The sequence below is a fragment of the Pseudomonas sp. RW409 genome (genome assembly GCF_003184125.1).
In the GTDB taxonomy this organism is placed as follows: Bacteria; Pseudomonadota; Gammaproteobacteria; order Pseudomonadales; family Pseudomonadaceae; genus Aquipseudomonas; species Aquipseudomonas chlororaphis_I.
Map to the genome: position 1 here is coordinate 75,313 of NZ_QHHP01000021.1, position 15,002 is coordinate 90,314.

Here is a 15,002-nt window from a genome sequence, read left to right on the forward strand (position 1 = left end):
GCACCCAGCACGCGCCGGACAGGATTGAACAAACAGCATAGGCGTTGGCGCAAGGTCCAGGCGGACGCTCGCAAACGTCGCCTGGCACAGGGCGGATTGCCCGCCCTGCGGACCTCAGTCGGTGCCGTATTTCGGCGAGCGCGGACCGTACAACAGGCCCGCGTGTTGCCCGGCCGACAGCAGGCGCTGGCTGGTGATGCCGGCGATCGGGTGACCGGCGTCGGTGGAGGTGTTGATGATCTGCTTCACCGCGGCGGTGATCAGCATGCCCACCAGGCCACCGCCGTTGTTATTGTTGCCCTCTTCGCTGGAGGCCCGGGCAGTGCCGGTCCACAACGTGGTGCCGGTCTTCAGGTCGACCAGGGTGGCACTGGCGGTGACCACGGTGGCGCTGCTGATCAGCATGTAGCTGGTTCCGTATTCCTTGACGGTGATATACAGCCCGGCATCGGCGCCGAAGATCTCGTTGAGCTTGGCCGGCGACAGGCCATGGATATCCGCCGGGTTGGTCAGGCCGTTGTGGCGGAAGGTTTCGTCCACCACCGCGATCGGCATCACGTAATAACCGGCTTCGGCCAGGGGGAAGGTCACCTGGGACAGCATGCTGTAGGTGGCCTTGACGTCCGGCGACTCGTTGAGCGGCGGCAGCACCAGGATCGACTTCGGCCGGGCCTGCTTGTAGGCCGAGTAGTCCACGGTCTTGGGCGTGGCGCAGCCCACCAGCAGGCTGACGGCCAACAGGCCCATCAGGTTGCGCAAGGTGCAGAGGTTCATTGGCCGGCTCCCTTCTTGGCGTTTTTCAGCAGAAAGTCCATGTACGGCGCGGACTCGGGGAACAGCGCCTTCTCGGTATTGAACTGCTGCACCATCTGGTCGTCCTTGCCCAGGCCGGCATAGAGCATGCCCAGGTGAGCGTGGTAACCCGGCGGCACCGCCTTGCCGGTGGACTTGATCTTCTGCAGGTCGCGCTCCAGCGCTTCGACCTGCGCCTCCTTGGCCTCCTCGCCCTTGAAGTACTCGTAGGTCTGGGCCTGGTAGGTTTCCCACTGGTAAAGCGTCTTCGGCCCACTGCAACCGGCCAGCAATACGCTGCCCAGCAACGTGGCGGCCATCAGCGGCCGGGCCATCTTGGTGTTGAACATGCTCTTCTCCCTGTCAGCGGTATCGATCAGCGGCTGGGTTTCCAGGCACCGGCGTCAATCGCCTCGACCATGCGGTTGACGGCCTCGCGCATGGCCAGGTCGAGGACCTTGCCGTTGAGGGTCGAGTCGTAGGAAGCGGTGCCGCCGAAGCCGATCACCTCGCGGTTGGACAGGGCGTACTCGCCGGCGCCCTGGGTCGAATACACCACTTCGGAAGTGCTGATGTTGACAATGTTCAACGCCACCTTGGCGTAGGCCACCTGGGTCTTGCCACGGCCGAGAATGCCGAACAGCTGGTGGTCGCCGGTTTCCTTGCGGCCGAACTCGGTGACATCGCCGGTCACCACGAAGTCCGCGCCCTTGAGCTTCTGCGCCTGGCCCTTGATTGCCGCTTCCTGCTGGATCTCGCCCATGTTGTCGCGATCCAGCACGTTGAAGCGGTTGGTCTGCTGCAGGTGGGTAATCAGGATGGTCTTGGCCTGGCCGCCGAGGCGGTCGACGCCGTCGGAGAAGATCCCGCGCATGTAGCTGGAGCGGTTATCGAACTTGCCCACCGCCATCGGTACCCGAGCACCGGTCCACACCTGATTGGCGCTCTGGACCTTCTCCACCGGCAACGCCCGGGAGCTTTCCGTGGCACAACCGCTCATGCCCGCCAGTACGGCCAACGCTACGCCCGACATCACCAACTTCGAGATCAGTCTCACTCTGGGTTCCTTTTGAGTATTCATAAAAAGTGCCTGCGCCCTGCCACAGCCTTGCGAAACACGGCTTCTGCGGGTTCGGAAATAGCAGTCAGGGCATGCTGAAACGTGACGCAGGAGGCGTCGGCGGCGGCGATTATGCCAAAGTGCCATCACTGCGAAAAGAAATAAAAATCCTGCCGTCAGTCGATTGACTGCCGGATGCTCCAGGCTTGCCCGCGATGGCTGCGACGCCGGTCGCAGCCTGCGGCAGCGTGACCGGCTCAGCGGAAATCGCGGCTGCGGATGGTGATGCCGCTCAGCAGGTCGCTGAGGTCGCTCAGGCGGCCGGCGATCAGGTGGCGGACCTCGCCTTCGGTTTCCAGGGTGCCGTCGACCTTGAGCAACTGCGCGCCGACCAGGACCTTGCGCTGGCGTTCGGCCAGGTCGCGCCAGACCACCACGTTGACGTTGCCGAACTCGTCTTCCAGGGTGACGAAGGTCACGCCGCTGGCGGTGCCCGGCCGTTGGCGTCCGGTGACCAGCCCGGCGATGCTCACCGGGCGCCCGTGCTCGACCTCCAGCAGCTCGCGGGAACTGCGGCAGCGCCGGGCCTTGAGCTCGTCCCGCAGCAAGGCCAGCGGATGGGGTCCGAGGGTGGTACCGACGCTCAGGTAATCGGCCTGCAGATCTTCGCCGACCGTCGGTCGCGGCAAGGCCACGGGCGTTTCCTCCTGGCGCGGCAGGCCGGCGAACAGGCCGAGCTGTTGCTGCACCCCCGCCACTTCCCAGCGCGCCCGATGCCGGTGCCCGGCCAGCCCACGCAGGGCGCCGGCATCGGCCAGCAGTTCCTGGGCGCGGCTGTCCAGGCGCGCCCGTTGCCCGAGGTCGGCGATATCGACAAAGGGCGCGTACTGGCGTGCTGCCTCGATGCGCCGCGCGTCGTCTTCGCGAAAGCCCTTGATCATCCGCAGCCCCAGGCGCAACGCCGGCTGCGCGCCGGCCAGCGGTTCCAGGCTGCAATCCCAGGCGCTGGCGCGCACGTCCACCGGACGAATCGCCAGATGGTGCCGGCGCGCGTCCTGGAGGATCTGGTCGGGGCTGTAGAAGCCCATGGGCCAGCTGTTGATCAGGGCACAGGCGAAGGCCGCCGGCTCATGGCACTTGAGCCAGCAGCTGGCATAGGTCAGCAAGGCGAAACTGGCGGCGTGGGACTCGGGAAAACCGTAGCTGCCGAAGCCCTTGATCTGCTCGAAGATCTGCGCGGCGAATTCGTCGCTGTAGCCATTGGCGCGCATGCCGTCGCGCAGGCGCAGGCGGTGGGGCTCCAGGCCGCCGTGGCGTTTCCAGGCGGCCATGGAGCGGCGCAACTGGTCGGCCTCGCCGGGTGTGTAATCGGCGGCGACAATGGCGATCTGCATCACCTGCTCCTGGAACAGCGGCACGCCCAGGGTCCGCTGCAGCACCTCTTTCAGTTCCTCGGAGGGATAGGTCACCTCCTCCTTCTTGTCCCGCCGACGCAAGTACGGATGCACCATCCCGCCCTGGATCGGCCCCGGCCGGACAATGGCCACCTCGATCACCAGGTCGTAGAAATCCTTTGGCTTGAGCCGGGGCAGCATCGACATCTGCGCCCGCGACTCGATCTGGAACACGCCGATGGTGTCGGCGCGGCCGATCATTTCGTAGGTGGCCGGGTCCTCGGCGGGGATGCTGGCCAGGCTTAGCCGCTGGTCCCGATAGCCATGGATCAGGTCGAAACAGCGGCGAATCGCACTGAGCATGCCCAGCGCCAGCACATCCACCTTGAGCAGCCCGACCGCGTCCAGGTCGTCCTTGTCCCACTGGATGATGGTGCGCTCGGCCATGGCCGCGTTTTCCACCGGCACCAGGGTGTCCAGCGGCTGTTCGGAAATCACGAAGCCACCGGGGTGCTGGGACAGGTGCCGGGGAAAGCCGATCAGTTGCCCGGTCAGGCTCAGGACCCGGCGCAGCACCGGGCTGTCCGGGTCGAAACCGGCCTCCAGCAGGCGCTCGACGGCCGGCGGCGTATCGCTCCAATGCCCGCAGCAATCGGCCAGGGCGTTGACCTGGTCCGGCGGCAGGCCCAGGGCCTTGGCCACATCGCGCACCGCGCCGGCGCCATGGTAGGTGCTGACCACCGCGGTCAGCGCGGCGCGATGGCGGCCGTAACGCTGGAACACGTACTGCAGGACTTCTTCGCGGCGCTCGTGCTCGAAGTCCACGTCGATATCCGGTGGCTCGTTGCGCTCGCGGGAGAGAAAACGCTCGAACAACAGGGTCGAGCGGTCCGGGTCGATCTCGGTGATGCCCAGGGCGAAACACACCACCGAGTTGGCCGCCGAGCCCCGGCCCTGGCAGAGGATCGACTGGCCGCGGGCAAAACTGACGATGTCGTGCACCGTGAGGAAATAGCTCTCGTAACCCAGCTCGGCGATCAGTTCCAGCTCAGCGTCGATCTGCTTGAGTACCTTGGGCTTGGCGCCCCCGGGCCAGCGCTTGACGATGCCGCGCTCGGTCAGCTCGCGCAGCCAGCTGGTGGGCGTCTGCCCTTGCGGTACCAGCTCCCGGGGGTACTGGTAATGCAGTTGCCCGAGGTCGAAATGGCAGCGCTCGGCGATCTTCAGCGACTCTTCCAGCAGGGCCGGCGGATAAAGGCTGCGCAACGCCTCGAGGCTGCGCAAATGCCGCTCGCCATTGGGGTGCAGGCGCTGGCCGGCCTCGGCCACCCGCACGTGATGGCGGATCGCGGTCATGGTGTCCTGCAAGGCCCGGCGCCCGCGCACATGCATATGCACATCGCCGCAGGCCACGGCGGCAATGCCCAGCTCCCGGGCCAGCGTCAGCAATTCACCCAGGCGCCGCTGGTCGTCCTGGCCGCAATGCAGCTCCACGGCCAGCCACAGCCGGTCGGCGAACACCTGCTGCAACCAGCGCCCCGCTTCTTGCTGCTCACCCTGTGGTTGAGCGTCCGCCAGCCACAGGGCCAGCAGCCCCGGCAAGGGCTGCTCGAAGTCTTCCCGCAACAGCTGGTACTGGCCCTTCTGCGCCCGGCGTCGGGCGCGGGTAATCAGCCGGCACAGGCCCTGGTAGCCCTCCAGGTTCTCCGCCAGCAGCACCAGTCCGGGGCCGTCGTCGAGGCGCATTTCGCTGCCGACGATCAGCGCCAGGTTGCAGTCCTTCGAGGCCTGCCAGGCCCGGACGATGCCGGCCAGGCTGCACTCGTCGGTAATCGCCAGGGCCTGGTAGCCCTGGGCCGCCGCCCGCTCGAACAGCTCGCGGGCACTGGAGGCACCGCGCTGGAAACTGAAGTTCGACAGGCAGTGCAGTTCGGCGTAGCCCTTCATGCGAACCAGCCCTGCAACAGCAAGGGCCCCGCCTCGCCCACCGGGCGATAGGCCCAGCCCTGCTGGCCGCCACGGGTTTCGATCAGGTAATAGTCGCGGCGCACGTCACCGCCGTCCCACCAGCCGGACTCGATGCGCTCCGGCCCCATGAGGATGCGCGCCGCCCCCTCCTGCAACGCCAGCGGCTCGCGCAACAGCCAGCCCGGGCGCCGGGGTCCGGGCAGCAGCGGGCAGGCCTGGCTGTCGCCGACCGGTTGCCAGCTGCATTCGGGACGGTGGTCAGCGTGGAAACGCAAGCCATGCACCGCCTCGTCTCCCAGGCGGGCGCGCAGGCGTTCGCGCAACTGCTCCCAGGGCAGGGATTGCTGCGGGCGCTCGTCGAACAGCTCGCGGTGCTGCGGCACGAAGCGCGGCAAATCCTCGGCCACCAGGCGCACGCCACGCACCGGCGCGGGCACCTGGACCTGCTCCAGGCGCCCGCGCGCCAGTTCGAACAGCATCGCCGGTTCGCGCTCGGCGCTGAGCAGGCCGACCTTGATCAGGCTGTCGGGCAGCTCGACATGCTCCAGGTGCAGGTCGAAGCGCTGCACCCCGCTGTCACGGCCACAGAGAAACGCCGCCAGATCGCAGGTCAGGCGGCGCAGGGGAAACAGCAGGGCCTGGTGGGACAGCACGTCGAAATTCAATTCGATGCGCAGATCGAAACGGTCTGGCGGCTGATAGAACGCCAGCGCCAGGGAACGCTCGCCCAACAGAGTATCCAGGTGCTTGAGCAGGCCCGCGTCGAAACGCCGGGCCAGGGTGTCCCGGGGCAGCCCGCGCACTTGGGCGAAGGTGCGCAGGCCCATGCGCGACAGGGCTGTGGCCGCGCCCGGCGGCAGGCCGAGACGCTCCACGGGCATGCGCCCCAGGGCCTGGCGCAATTGCTCCAGGTCGGTCACCGCCAGCCCGTCGTAGGCATTGGCCAGCACCCGGGCCGCCGCCGGATTCGGCGCGCTGACGATGCGGTGGCGAAAGCCCAGTTCGCTCAGCTCCTGGCGCAGGCGCGCCTCCAGCTGTGGCCAGGGGCCGAACAGACCCAGGCTCGACTCGATCTCGAACACCAGGGTGCGCGGATAATGAAGGCTGACCTGGGAACTGAAACGGTAGGCCCAGGCTGCGAGAAACTGCTGCCAATGGGCGATTTCGTCGGCGTCGTATTCGGCGCTGGCGAAGTTCTTGCTCAGGGCCTGGGCGGCGGTCAACGACTGCCCGGGCCGCAACCCCAGCTCGCGGGCGGCGGCATTCACCGCCTGGATCACCCGGCGCTGCGGCGTCCCGCTGAGCAACGCCAGCGCGGCGTCCGGTTCGGGGCGCTGGCGCAGCGCCGCGTCCAGCGCCAATTGCGGGAACAGAATACAGACCCAGCGCATGGCAAGCTCAGTGCCCCGGGGCGAAGGCGATCGGCGCCGCATGGGCCAGGCCGCCGCGGCACTTGAGTATCCGCAGCTGCGCCGGCCGGGCCTCCACGGCAAGGCGCAGGGCCGCTGGCGAGGGGTTGATGGCTTCCTTGAGGGGACGGTAGGCAAAGGCCAGGGTCTGGCCGGTTTCGGCCGCCACCTGCAACCGCCGCAAGGCGCGGTCGTCGGCCTGTTGCGGCCAGCACAGCACAGCCCCGCAACTGCCCGAGCGCAGGCACTGCTCGGCGGCCCACAGGGCGTCCCGTTCGCCGGCCTGGATCACCGCCAGCTGGCGCAGGTCGACCCCGGCGTTCTGCCAGGCCTGGGGGTACGGCACATGGGGCGGCGCCACCAGCACGATGCGCTCGCCGGCGGCCGAGAGCCGGGCCAGGGTCGGCCACAGCAGTTGCAGCTCGCCGACGCCCTGGGCGGCGATAAGGATTTCCGTCAGCGCCGCTTCCGGCCAGCCGCCGCTGGGCAAGGCCGCGTCCAGCATGGCGTGGCCGGTGGGTTGCGGGCTGGCGGCGGGCGCCGTCGGGCGGCCCTTCCACACCCGGCCGGCATTGAACAGCGTCTCCAGTGCCACGACGGCGCCCATCAGCCTTGCCTCACCAGGCCACAGAACACCCCTTCGATGGCCAGGTCCCGGTCCTCGCCGATCAGGATCGGGGCATAGGCCGGGTTGCGCGGCAGCAGGCGCACGCCATCGGCCAGGCGTTCGAAACGCTTGATGGTGACTTCGCCATCCAGCCGCGCCACCACGATCTGGCCGTTGCGCACCTCGCTGTCGCGACGCACCGCCACCAGGTCGCCGTCGAGGATGCCGTCCTCGATCATCGAGTCGCCCTGGACCCGCAGCAGGTAATCGGGGGTACGGGAAAACAGCGCCGGGTCGAGCAGCAAGCGGTTGTGCACCTCGGCATCGGCGCCGATCGGCAGGCCGGCGGCGACCCGGCCGAGCACCGGGATCTCCAGCCACTCGAGGCGCGGCGGCTGGTTGAGCAGGCGGATGCCTCGGGCCTGATGGGGGTTGACCTCGATGAAGCCGGCCTCGGTCAGGGCCACGACATGCTTGCGCGCCACGCTGCGCGAGGCGAAGCCGAAGGCCTCGCTGATTTCAGCGAGGCTCGGAGGCTGGCCATGTTCGGCGATGCGCTCGCGGATAAAGGTCAGGATGGCACTGCGGCGGGGAGATAAAGTAGTCATGGAGTACATTTGTACTCCTCCCGGGTTTTCCTGACAAGAACCGCCAGTCAGCCCAGGCCACGGCTCGCCAGGAACGCGCTGATGTAATCGATGAACGCCAGCACCTTGGCCGTAGCCCGCCGGTGGCTGGGGTAGACCGCGAGGATGTGCGGCCCGAAGCAGTCCGGGTCGATGGCGTAGTCGGCCATCACCCGCACCAGGCGACCGTCGGCCAGGTAAGGCGCGGCGCTCCACAACGGGGTGTGCAACAGCCCGCGCCCGGCCAGGGCATTGGCCAGCAACAGGTCGTAATTGTCGCTGCGCAGCCGCGGCGCCCGGGGTTGCAGCAGGCTCAGGCGCTGCCCGTCCCGTTCGACCCACCAGAACTCGCGGCTGAGCAAGGGATGGCGATAGAGCAGCCATTCGTGTTCATCCAGGGTCTGCGGCGTCACCGCCACGCCCTTGCGCGCCAGGTAGGCCGGGCTGGCGCACAAGGCCAGGCAATTGCTGCCGACCACCCGCGCAATCAGCCCCGGCAGGTCGTCATGGCCTTCGCGCAGGGCCAGGTCGTAGCCGCTTTCCAGCAGGTTGACGAACTCGTCGCACAGGTCCACCTGCAGGTCGATCTGCGGATACTGCTCGAGGAAACCGCCACACACCTGGTCGAGAAAGGCCTGCCCATAGGCCAGCGGCGCGGTGATCTTCAGGTTGCCGCGCAAGCCATGCTGCAACTGCTCGATTTCCTCGCCGGCCTCCTCCAGCCGCTGCAAAACCTGGCGCGCGGTTTCCAGGTAGAGCCGCCCCACTTCCGTCAGCAGGATCCGCCGGGTGCTGCGCTCGAACAGACGCGCGCCCAGCTCGACTTCCAGGTGATTGACCGCCTTGGTCAGGGCCGAGGGGGTCTTGCCCAACTGCTCGGCGGCGCGGCTGAAGCTGCCCAGCTGCGCGGTGACCACGAACATTTTTAATGCACCCAACTTGTCCATGCTTTTTCCATTCAGGCAAAAACGTTTTTCGTCAGCGAGGCGTTCTGTCGGCTCTGGCAAGCCACTAATCTGGCCATCAGACGCAATAACAAGGAAATACTCAATGAAAAGATTCATCCCGAATCTGCTGACGATTGCAGTGAGTTTTGCCTCAATGGAAGCCATGGCCGCCACCGACCTGGTGCTGTTCAACGGCCAGGTGTTCACCGCCGATCGCGCCCAGCCCAAGGTCCAGGCCCTCGCGGTGGCCGACGGCAAGGTGCTGCAAGTGGGCAGCGACGCGCAGATCAAGGCCCTGATCGAAACCGGCACCCGGGTCATCGACCTGGGCGGCAAGACCCTGATGCCCGGCCTGATCGACAGCCATTCCCACGCGATCTTCGGCGGCCTGGAAATGACCTCGGCCAATATGCAGGACAAGGTGGTCAGCCTCGACCAGCTGGAGAAAAAACTGCGCGCCTGGCGCGCCGACGGCAAGGCCAGGCACGGCGACGTCCTCAGCATCGCCGGCATGAGCTCGGCCTACTGGGCCCAGGCCGAAGCCCTGGGCCAGCGCTTCAACGCCGGCGAGTGGGCCAGGGTGCCCGTGGTGTTCACCGGCAGCGATCACCATACCGCCTGGGCCAATGACGCAATGCTGGAGCGCGCCGGCATCGACGCCGCCCTGCTCAAGAGCCTGCCAGAGGCCGAGCGCGACACCATCGGCCAGCTCGCCGACGGCCGCCCCAATGGCTTCCTGGTGGACGCCGGCTGGGACCGGGTCGCGGCGAAAATGCCGGTGCCCAGCAGCGCCGCCCTGCTCAACGCGGCGCAATCGGCGGTGCGCTACAACAACAGCCTGGGCATCACCGCCTGGATGGACCCGGCGGCCAACGCCGCCCCCGGCGAGGCGGTGTTCGCCCTCAAGCCCACGGCCCAGACGGTTGGTGTGCTGCCGGCCTACAAGGCGCTCGCCGAAAGCGGCGGCATGAGCGCCCATGTCGCCGCGCTACTGGTGGCCAACCCGAAAAGCCGCCCTGCCGACCTCGACGTGCTGGAGCAGGTGCGCCAGCAATTCCAGGGCATCCCCAACCTGACCCTGCCCGGCGTCAAGATTTTCGCCGACGGGGTGATCGAGTACCCGGCCCAGAGCGCGGCGATGATCGATCCCTACAGCAACTCGCGCAAACAGGGCGAACTGCTGATCGATCCCGAGCATTTCGGCGAACTGGTCAGCGCCATCGACCAGCGCGGCTGGCGGGTGCACATCCACGCCATCGGCGACCGCGCGGTGCGCGAATCCCTCAATGGCATTGCCCAGGCGCGCCAGGACCGCCAGAGCGGCATCGCCCACTCCATCACCCACCTGCAGATGGTCAACCCGAAGGAGTTCACCCGCTTCAAGCCGTTGGGGGTCATCGCCTCGATGCAACTGCTGTGGGCCTCGGCCGACGACTACACCCTGGACATGATCAAGCCGTATGTCAGCGCCCTGGCCTTCCGTTACCAGTACCCGGCGCACTCGCTGCTCAAGCAGGGCGCGACCCTCGCCGGGGCCAGCGACTGGCCGGTGTCCTCGCCCACCCCGTGGAACGCCATCGCCCAGGCCATCACCCGCACGGGGCCGCTGGGGGTGCTCAACGCCGACGAGCGCCTGGACCGCGAGACCATGTTCTACGCCTACACCCTCAACGCCGCCCGCGCCATCGGCCTGGAGCAACGGATCGGCTCGCTGAGCGCCGGCAAACAGGCCGACTTCATCGTGCTGGACCGCGACGTGTTCCGCGTCGACGAAAAGGCCCTGCATGAAACCCAGGTGCTGCAGACCTGGTTCGCCGGCCGCGAAGTCTATTCCCGGCCTCTCTAGCCCGATCCCTCCAGATCGATCCCTCTAAAAAACTGCTCCACTGCCCGCCCCCGCGTCCTTGCGCACGTGGGGCCGGCGCAGCCTTGCCTGAAATCCGCCCCTAACAATCACAACAACACGGGACGCCCCTATGAAGACCCTCAGCCTGTTCGCCATCGGCGCCTTGAGCCTGCTGCCCCTGGGCAGCCAGGCCCTGCCCCTGAACGATGACTTTGCCGTGGAACTGGAACTGACCCTGGCCAGCGACTACCGCACCCGCGGCATTTCCCAGACCCAGAACGACCCCGCCGCGCAGGCCGCCGCGACCCTGCTGCACAGCAGCGGCCTGTACCTGGGTGCGTGGACCTCCAACGTCGATTTCGGCGGCGGCCTGAAGACCCGCCAGGAAGTCGACTACTACGCCGGCTGGCTGTGGCAGGCCAGCGACGCGATCAGCCTCGACCTGGGCTACCTCAAGTACAGCTACCCCAGGGAAGGGCAATTCAACCAGAGCGAGGTCTACGGGATTTTCAGTGCCTATGGGGTCAGCCTGGCCGCCTATTACTCCAGCGACGCCGCGGGCATCGACAGCCAGCAAAACACCCTGTATCGCTACGTGGGCTACGAGACCGAGCTGCCCCTGGGCCTGGGGCTGAAGCTGCGTTACGGCGAGATGGACTTCAAGGACCCACGGTTGATCTCGGCCTCGGGCCAGGGCGAGGATGCCTACCACGAATGGGAGGCCAGATTGACCCGCGAGGTGGCAGGCGTGGTGCTGGGCCTGAGCTATATCGATACCGACCTGTCGAAAAGCCAGTGCACCAGCAACTACGGGTTCAGCGACCTGTGTGGCGCGACCTGGGTCGCCAGTGCCAGGAAGACTTTCTGAATCCGGCGGGCGCGGTTCGACGTGATTCGGGTAACGGCCCGCGCCCTTTCGACATTTTTTTGACCAATGACCCTCTACAGTCAGCAGTGCCACTGCTGGTGCCTGTATCTCTACCCGGAGGAACGAACTGAAATGGTCTTGGGCAAAGGACTGCAATTCGCGTCAATCACATCGACCCGCCTGGTACTGCTGTTTTCCCTGGCCCTGGTGGCGCTCTACAACTTTGCCACCTGGCGCGCGCTGGGCCACCTGATCAGCCTGCAGGGCCTGCACAAGCTGGCATTCTTCGCCTCCTTCGGGCTGTTCCTGTGGGCCGCCATCACCCTGCTGCTGACCCTGGTGTCCTTCCGCTGGACCCTGAAACCGGCGCTGAGCCTGGTGGCCCTGACCTCGGCCGCCGCCGCGTATTTCATGAACCAGTACGGCATCACCATCGACACAGTGATGGTGCAAAACGTGTTCGAGACCAACCCGGGCGAAGCCGCCGCGTTGTTCAACTTCAAGCTGCTGGGCTACCTGCTGGTGCTGGGCCTGCTGCCGGTGGTGCTGATCTGGCGTACCCCGGTGCGCTACCGGCCGTTCTTTCGCGGCCTGCTGAACAAGCTATTGGTGATTGCCGCCTGCGTGCTGGTGATCGCGGTCTCGGTCGGCACCTTTTATTCCACCTACGCGCCGGTCTTTCGCGAAGAAGACAAGCTGACCCACTTCATCAACCCGACCAACTACCTCTACGCCCTCGGCAAATACGCCAAGCAGAGCCTGGGGATCAAGCAACACCTGGTGATCCAGCCGATCGGCCAGGACGCGGCGATGAGCGCCCAGGCCAGCGCCCGGGAGAAGAAGTCGCTGATGATCCTGGTGGTCGGCGAAACCGCCCGCGCCGACCACTTCTCCCTCAACGGCTATGCCCGCGACACCAACCCGGAGCTGGCCAGGCTGGACATCCTCAACTTCACCCAGGTGCACTCCTGCGGCACCTCGACCGCGGTCTCGGTGCCGTGCATGTTCTCGATGTTTCCCCGCGAGGACTACAGCGACAAGAAGGGCAAGACCTACGAAGGCCTGCTGGATGTGCTGCAACGGGCCGGCGTGCAGGTGCTGTGGCTGGACAACAACAGCGACTGCAAGGGCACCTGCCTGCGGGTGCCGAACCGCGACATTCCCAAGACCCAGCCGAGCCCCTTCTGCGACGGCAAAAACTGCCTGGACGAGGCCCTGCTGGTGGACCTGCAGCAGTACATCGATGGCCTCGGCGACAACGCGATCATCGTCCTGCACGCCGACGGCAGCCATGGCCCGGAGTACTACGACCGCTATCCGAAGAACCTGGAGCGCTTCACCCCGATCTGCCACACCAACCAGCTGGGCAGTTGCAGCAGCGAGGAACTGGTGAACGTCTATGACAACACCATCCTCTACACCGACCACTTCCTGGCCCGGGTCATCGAGCTGCTCAAGCACAACCAGGAACGCTTCGACACCTCGATGCTGTACGTCTCCGACCATGGCGAGTCCCTCGGCGAAAACGGCCTGTACCTGCACGCCGCGCCCTACGCCCTGGCGCCGCAGGCGCAGACCCATGTGCCGATGCTGATGTGGTTCGGCCAGCAGGCCTTGGCCGACCTGGGCATCCAGCGCGACTGCCTGCAAGGCAAGCGCGGCGAGCCGGACCTGAGCCACGACAACCTGTTCCACTCGGTGCTCGGGCTGTTCGAGGTCAAGACCAGCCTGTACCAGCCGCGGCTGGACATCTTCCATTCCTGCCGGCCGAACATGACCGCGGCGCACTAGCGCCGCCGGATACAACCTCGCTTCTGTAGGAGCGAACGGGCGGCGATCCGACTTGCCCGCGATGGGAACGACGCGGTTTGCCTGTCGCATCGCGTCATCGTTCATCGCACGCAAGCTGTGCTCCTACAGAAGAAGATCGCGCACGATCCGTAGGAGCGAGGCTTGCCCGCGAAGGCCGCGACGCGGAATTTCTGATCCACCGCGTCATCGTTCATCGCACGCAAGCTGTGCTCCTACAGAAGAAGGTCGCGCACGATCCGTAGGAGCGAGGCTTGCCCGCGAAGGCCGCGACGCGGAATTTCTGATCCACCGCGTCATCGTTCATCGCACGCAAGCTGTGCTCCTACATGAAGAAGGTCGCGCACGATCCGTAGGAGCGAGGCTTGCCCGCGAAGGCCGCGACGCGGAATTTCTGATCCACCGCGTCATCGTTCATCGCACGCAAGCTGTGCTCCTACAGAAGAAGATCGCGCACGATCCGTAGGAGCGAGGCTTGCCCGCGAAGGCCGCGACGCGGAATTTCTGATCCACCGCGTCATCGTTCATCGCACGCAAGCTGTGCTCCTACAGAAGAAGGTCGCGCACGATCCGTAGGAGTGAGCGGGCGCGATCCGGCTTGCTCGCGAAGGCCGCGACGCGGTTGGCCTGGCGCACCGCGTTATCGTTTACAGAAGAAGATCGTGCACGTTCCGTAAGGCCTAACCGCGCTTGAGGATCAGGTCCATGATCCGGTCGGTCTTCAGCGCCTCGGTGGCCAGGGCCGGGTGCTGTGCTTGGCCACGGATATGGGCGTTCATGCCCAGCACGTGGTGCCACTGGATATGTTCGGGGTTGTCGATGAAGAGGCTCAGCTGTTCATCGGCGTCCAACTGCAGCGGATGCTCGTCGAACACCGAGAAGCCGATACGCCCCTGGCTGCCGATGATCTCCACCCGGTCCACCCGACGGTCCGCGACGAAGTTCCAGGCCCCCGTGCCCAGGGCGCCGCTCGCGAAACGCCAGCTGGCGCTCACTGCGTCCTCGGCGCTGTACAGCCCGGCCTGCCGGGCGGTGAAACCGGCGACCTCGGTGATGTCCCCCAGCAGGTACTGGAACAGGTCCAGGCCGTGGCTCGCCAGGTCGGCGAAGTAACCGCCGCCAGCGATCTGGGGGTCGGTGCGCCAGTTGCTGCCGCCATTGCGATCGGCCTCGGACGGCGCCTTGGTCAGGGTCCAGCTCAGGTGACGGACCTCACCGATGCGCCCGTCCCGCAGCCATTGCCGCACCTGCTGGAAGCGCGGCAGGGACCGGCGGTAATAGGACACGAACAGGTGCAATCCGGCCTGCTGGAAAACCTGCTGCATCTCCAGGCTTTGCCCGGCGTTCAACGCCATCGGCTTTTCCACGCAGCAGTGCTTGCCGGCGGCGGCCACCCGCAAGCTGTAGGCGTGGTGACTGTCGGGGGGCGTGGCGATGTACACCGCGTCCACTTCGGGGTCGTCGATCAGCGCCTGGGCATCGGTGTAGAAACGCGCGATGCCGTGGCGTGTCGCATAGTCCCGCACCGCTTCCAGGCGCCGGCCCATCACCGCCACCAGGGCCGAGCCCGGCGCCTTGTAGAAGGCCGGGCCACTCTTGCGTTCGGTGACGCTGCCGCAACCGATCATGCCCCAGCGCACGGGCCGCATGCCCTCTCCTCCTGTGCCCATTGGCCG

Annotated in this window: 12 protein-coding genes; 3 read left to right on the forward strand and 9 right to left on the reverse strand. The window is 66.5% G+C overall.

Annotation, left to right across the window (positions count from 1 at the left end):
• Positions 1–114: 114 nt before the first annotated feature.
• From DK261_RS09120 to DK261_RS09155, 8 genes are all read right to left on the reverse strand, one after another.
• Positions 115–774 carry a DUF799 domain-containing protein gene (locus tag DK261_RS09120; RefSeq protein WP_016705380.1) on the reverse strand — a complete coding sequence of 220 codons (660 nt, stop codon included), beginning with the start codon at positions 772–774 and terminating at the stop codon, positions 115–117.
• On the reverse strand, positions 771–1,142 hold the full coding sequence (locus DK261_RS09125; RefSeq protein ID WP_016705381.1) for a DUF4810 domain-containing protein: 372 nt from the start codon (positions 1,140–1,142) through the stop codon (positions 771–773). Before DK261_RS09125 ends, DK261_RS09120 begins: the two co-directional genes overlap by 4 nt.
• Before the next feature lie 26 nt (positions 1,143–1,168).
• On the reverse strand, positions 1,169–1,825 hold the full coding sequence (locus DK261_RS09130) for a CsgG/HfaB family protein (protein WP_223815619.1): 657 nt from the start codon (positions 1,823–1,825) through the stop codon (positions 1,169–1,171).
• Positions 1,826–2,109: 284 nt separating this feature from the next.
• Complete coding sequence (locus tag DK261_RS09135; RefSeq protein WP_110175614.1) at positions 2,110–5,193, reverse strand: error-prone DNA polymerase; 3,084 nt, start codon at positions 5,191–5,193, stop codon at positions 2,110–2,112.
• The gene (locus DK261_RS09140) at positions 5,190–6,605 is read right to left on the reverse strand and encodes a DNA polymerase Y family protein (RefSeq protein WP_110175615.1); all 1,416 of its coding nucleotides are present in this window, start codon (positions 6,603–6,605) and stop codon (positions 5,190–5,192) included. The genes DK261_RS09135 and DK261_RS09140 overlap by 4 nt, the downstream gene beginning before the upstream one ends.
• A 7-nt stretch (positions 6,606–6,612) precedes the next feature.
• Complete coding sequence (gene imuA, locus DK261_RS09145) at positions 6,613–7,230, reverse strand: translesion DNA synthesis-associated protein ImuA (RefSeq protein ID WP_028682850.1); 618 nt, start codon at positions 7,228–7,230, stop codon at positions 6,613–6,615.
• On the reverse strand, positions 7,230–7,847 hold the full coding sequence (lexA, locus tag DK261_RS09150) for a transcriptional repressor LexA (RefSeq protein ID WP_110175616.1): 618 nt from the start codon (positions 7,845–7,847) through the stop codon (positions 7,230–7,232). Before lexA ends, imuA begins: the two co-directional genes overlap by 1 nt.
• A 38-nt stretch (positions 7,848–7,885) precedes the next feature.
• Complete coding sequence (locus DK261_RS09155; protein WP_009049707.1) at positions 7,886–8,803, reverse strand: LysR family transcriptional regulator; 918 nt, start codon at positions 8,801–8,803, stop codon at positions 7,886–7,888.
• Positions 8,804–8,906: 103 nt separating this feature from the next.
• Between DK261_RS09155 and DK261_RS09160 the strand changes: the two genes are divergently transcribed.
• The 3 genes from DK261_RS09160 (at position 8,907) to DK261_RS09170 (ending at position 13,308) form a co-directional block, all read left to right on the forward strand.
• Positions 8,907–10,649 carry an amidohydrolase gene (locus DK261_RS09160; RefSeq protein ID WP_110175617.1) on the forward strand — a complete coding sequence of 581 codons (1,743 nt, stop codon included), beginning with the start codon at positions 8,907–8,909 and terminating at the stop codon, positions 10,647–10,649.
• A gap of 130 nt (positions 10,650–10,779) precedes the next feature.
• Positions 10,780–11,517, forward strand: a complete 738-nt coding sequence (locus DK261_RS09165) for a TorF family putative porin (RefSeq protein ID WP_028682847.1) — start codon at positions 10,780–10,782, stop codon at positions 11,515–11,517.
• Positions 11,518–11,649: 132 nt separating this feature from the next.
• Positions 11,650–13,308 (forward strand): phosphoethanolamine transferase, encoded by a 1,659-nt coding sequence (locus tag DK261_RS09170; RefSeq protein WP_371923066.1) that lies wholly within the window; start codon positions 11,650–11,652, stop codon positions 13,306–13,308.
• 698 nt (positions 13,309–14,006) lie between these two features.
• Here the strand turns inward: DK261_RS09170 and DK261_RS09175 are convergent.
• Positions 14,007–14,975: a Gfo/Idh/MocA family protein gene (locus tag DK261_RS09175; RefSeq protein ID WP_110175618.1), complete on the reverse strand. Its 969-nt coding sequence runs from the start codon at positions 14,973–14,975 to the stop codon at positions 14,007–14,009.
• Between the last annotated feature and the right edge of the window lie 27 nt (positions 14,976–15,002).

What these genes read in the sequence shown, in the direction of transcription:
- DK261_RS09120 (WP_016705380.1), bottom strand. Translation starts at nt 774, where the DNA reads ATGAACCTCTGCACCTTGCGCAACCTGATGGGCCTGTTGGCCGTCAGC.
- DK261_RS09125 (WP_016705381.1), bottom strand. Translation starts at nt 1,142, where the DNA reads ATGTTCAACACCAAGATGGCCCGGCCGCTGATGGCCGCCACGTTGCTG.
- DK261_RS09130 (WP_223815619.1), bottom strand. Translation starts at nt 1,825, where the DNA reads ATGTCGGGCGTAGCGTTGGCCGTACTGGCGGGCATGAGCGGTTGTGCC.
- DK261_RS09135 (WP_110175614.1), bottom strand. Translation starts at nt 5,193, where the DNA reads ATGAAGGGCTACGCCGAACTGCACTGCCTGTCGAACTTCAGTTTCCAG.
- DK261_RS09140 (WP_110175615.1), bottom strand. Translation starts at nt 6,605, where the DNA reads ATGCGCTGGGTCTGTATTCTGTTCCCGCAATTGGCGCTGGACGCGGCG.
- imuA (WP_028682850.1), bottom strand. Translation starts at nt 7,230, where the DNA reads ATGGGCGCCGTCGTGGCACTGGAGACGCTGTTCAATGCCGGCCGGGTG.
- lexA (WP_110175616.1), bottom strand. Translation starts at nt 7,847, where the DNA reads ATGTACTCCATGACTACTTTATCTCCCCGCCGCAGTGCCATCCTGACC.
- DK261_RS09155 (WP_009049707.1), bottom strand. Translation starts at nt 8,803, where the DNA reads ATGGACAAGTTGGGTGCATTAAAAATGTTCGTGGTCACCGCGCAGCTG.
- DK261_RS09160 (WP_110175617.1), top strand. Translation starts at nt 8,907, where the DNA reads ATGAAAAGATTCATCCCGAATCTGCTGACGATTGCAGTGAGTTTTGCC.
- DK261_RS09165 (WP_028682847.1), top strand. Translation starts at nt 10,780, where the DNA reads ATGAAGACCCTCAGCCTGTTCGCCATCGGCGCCTTGAGCCTGCTGCCC.
- DK261_RS09170 (WP_371923066.1), top strand. Translation starts at nt 11,650, where the DNA reads ATGGTCTTGGGCAAAGGACTGCAATTCGCGTCAATCACATCGACCCGC.
- DK261_RS09175 (WP_110175618.1), bottom strand. Translation starts at nt 14,975, where the DNA reads ATGCGGCCCGTGCGCTGGGGCATGATCGGTTGCGGCAGCGTCACCGAA.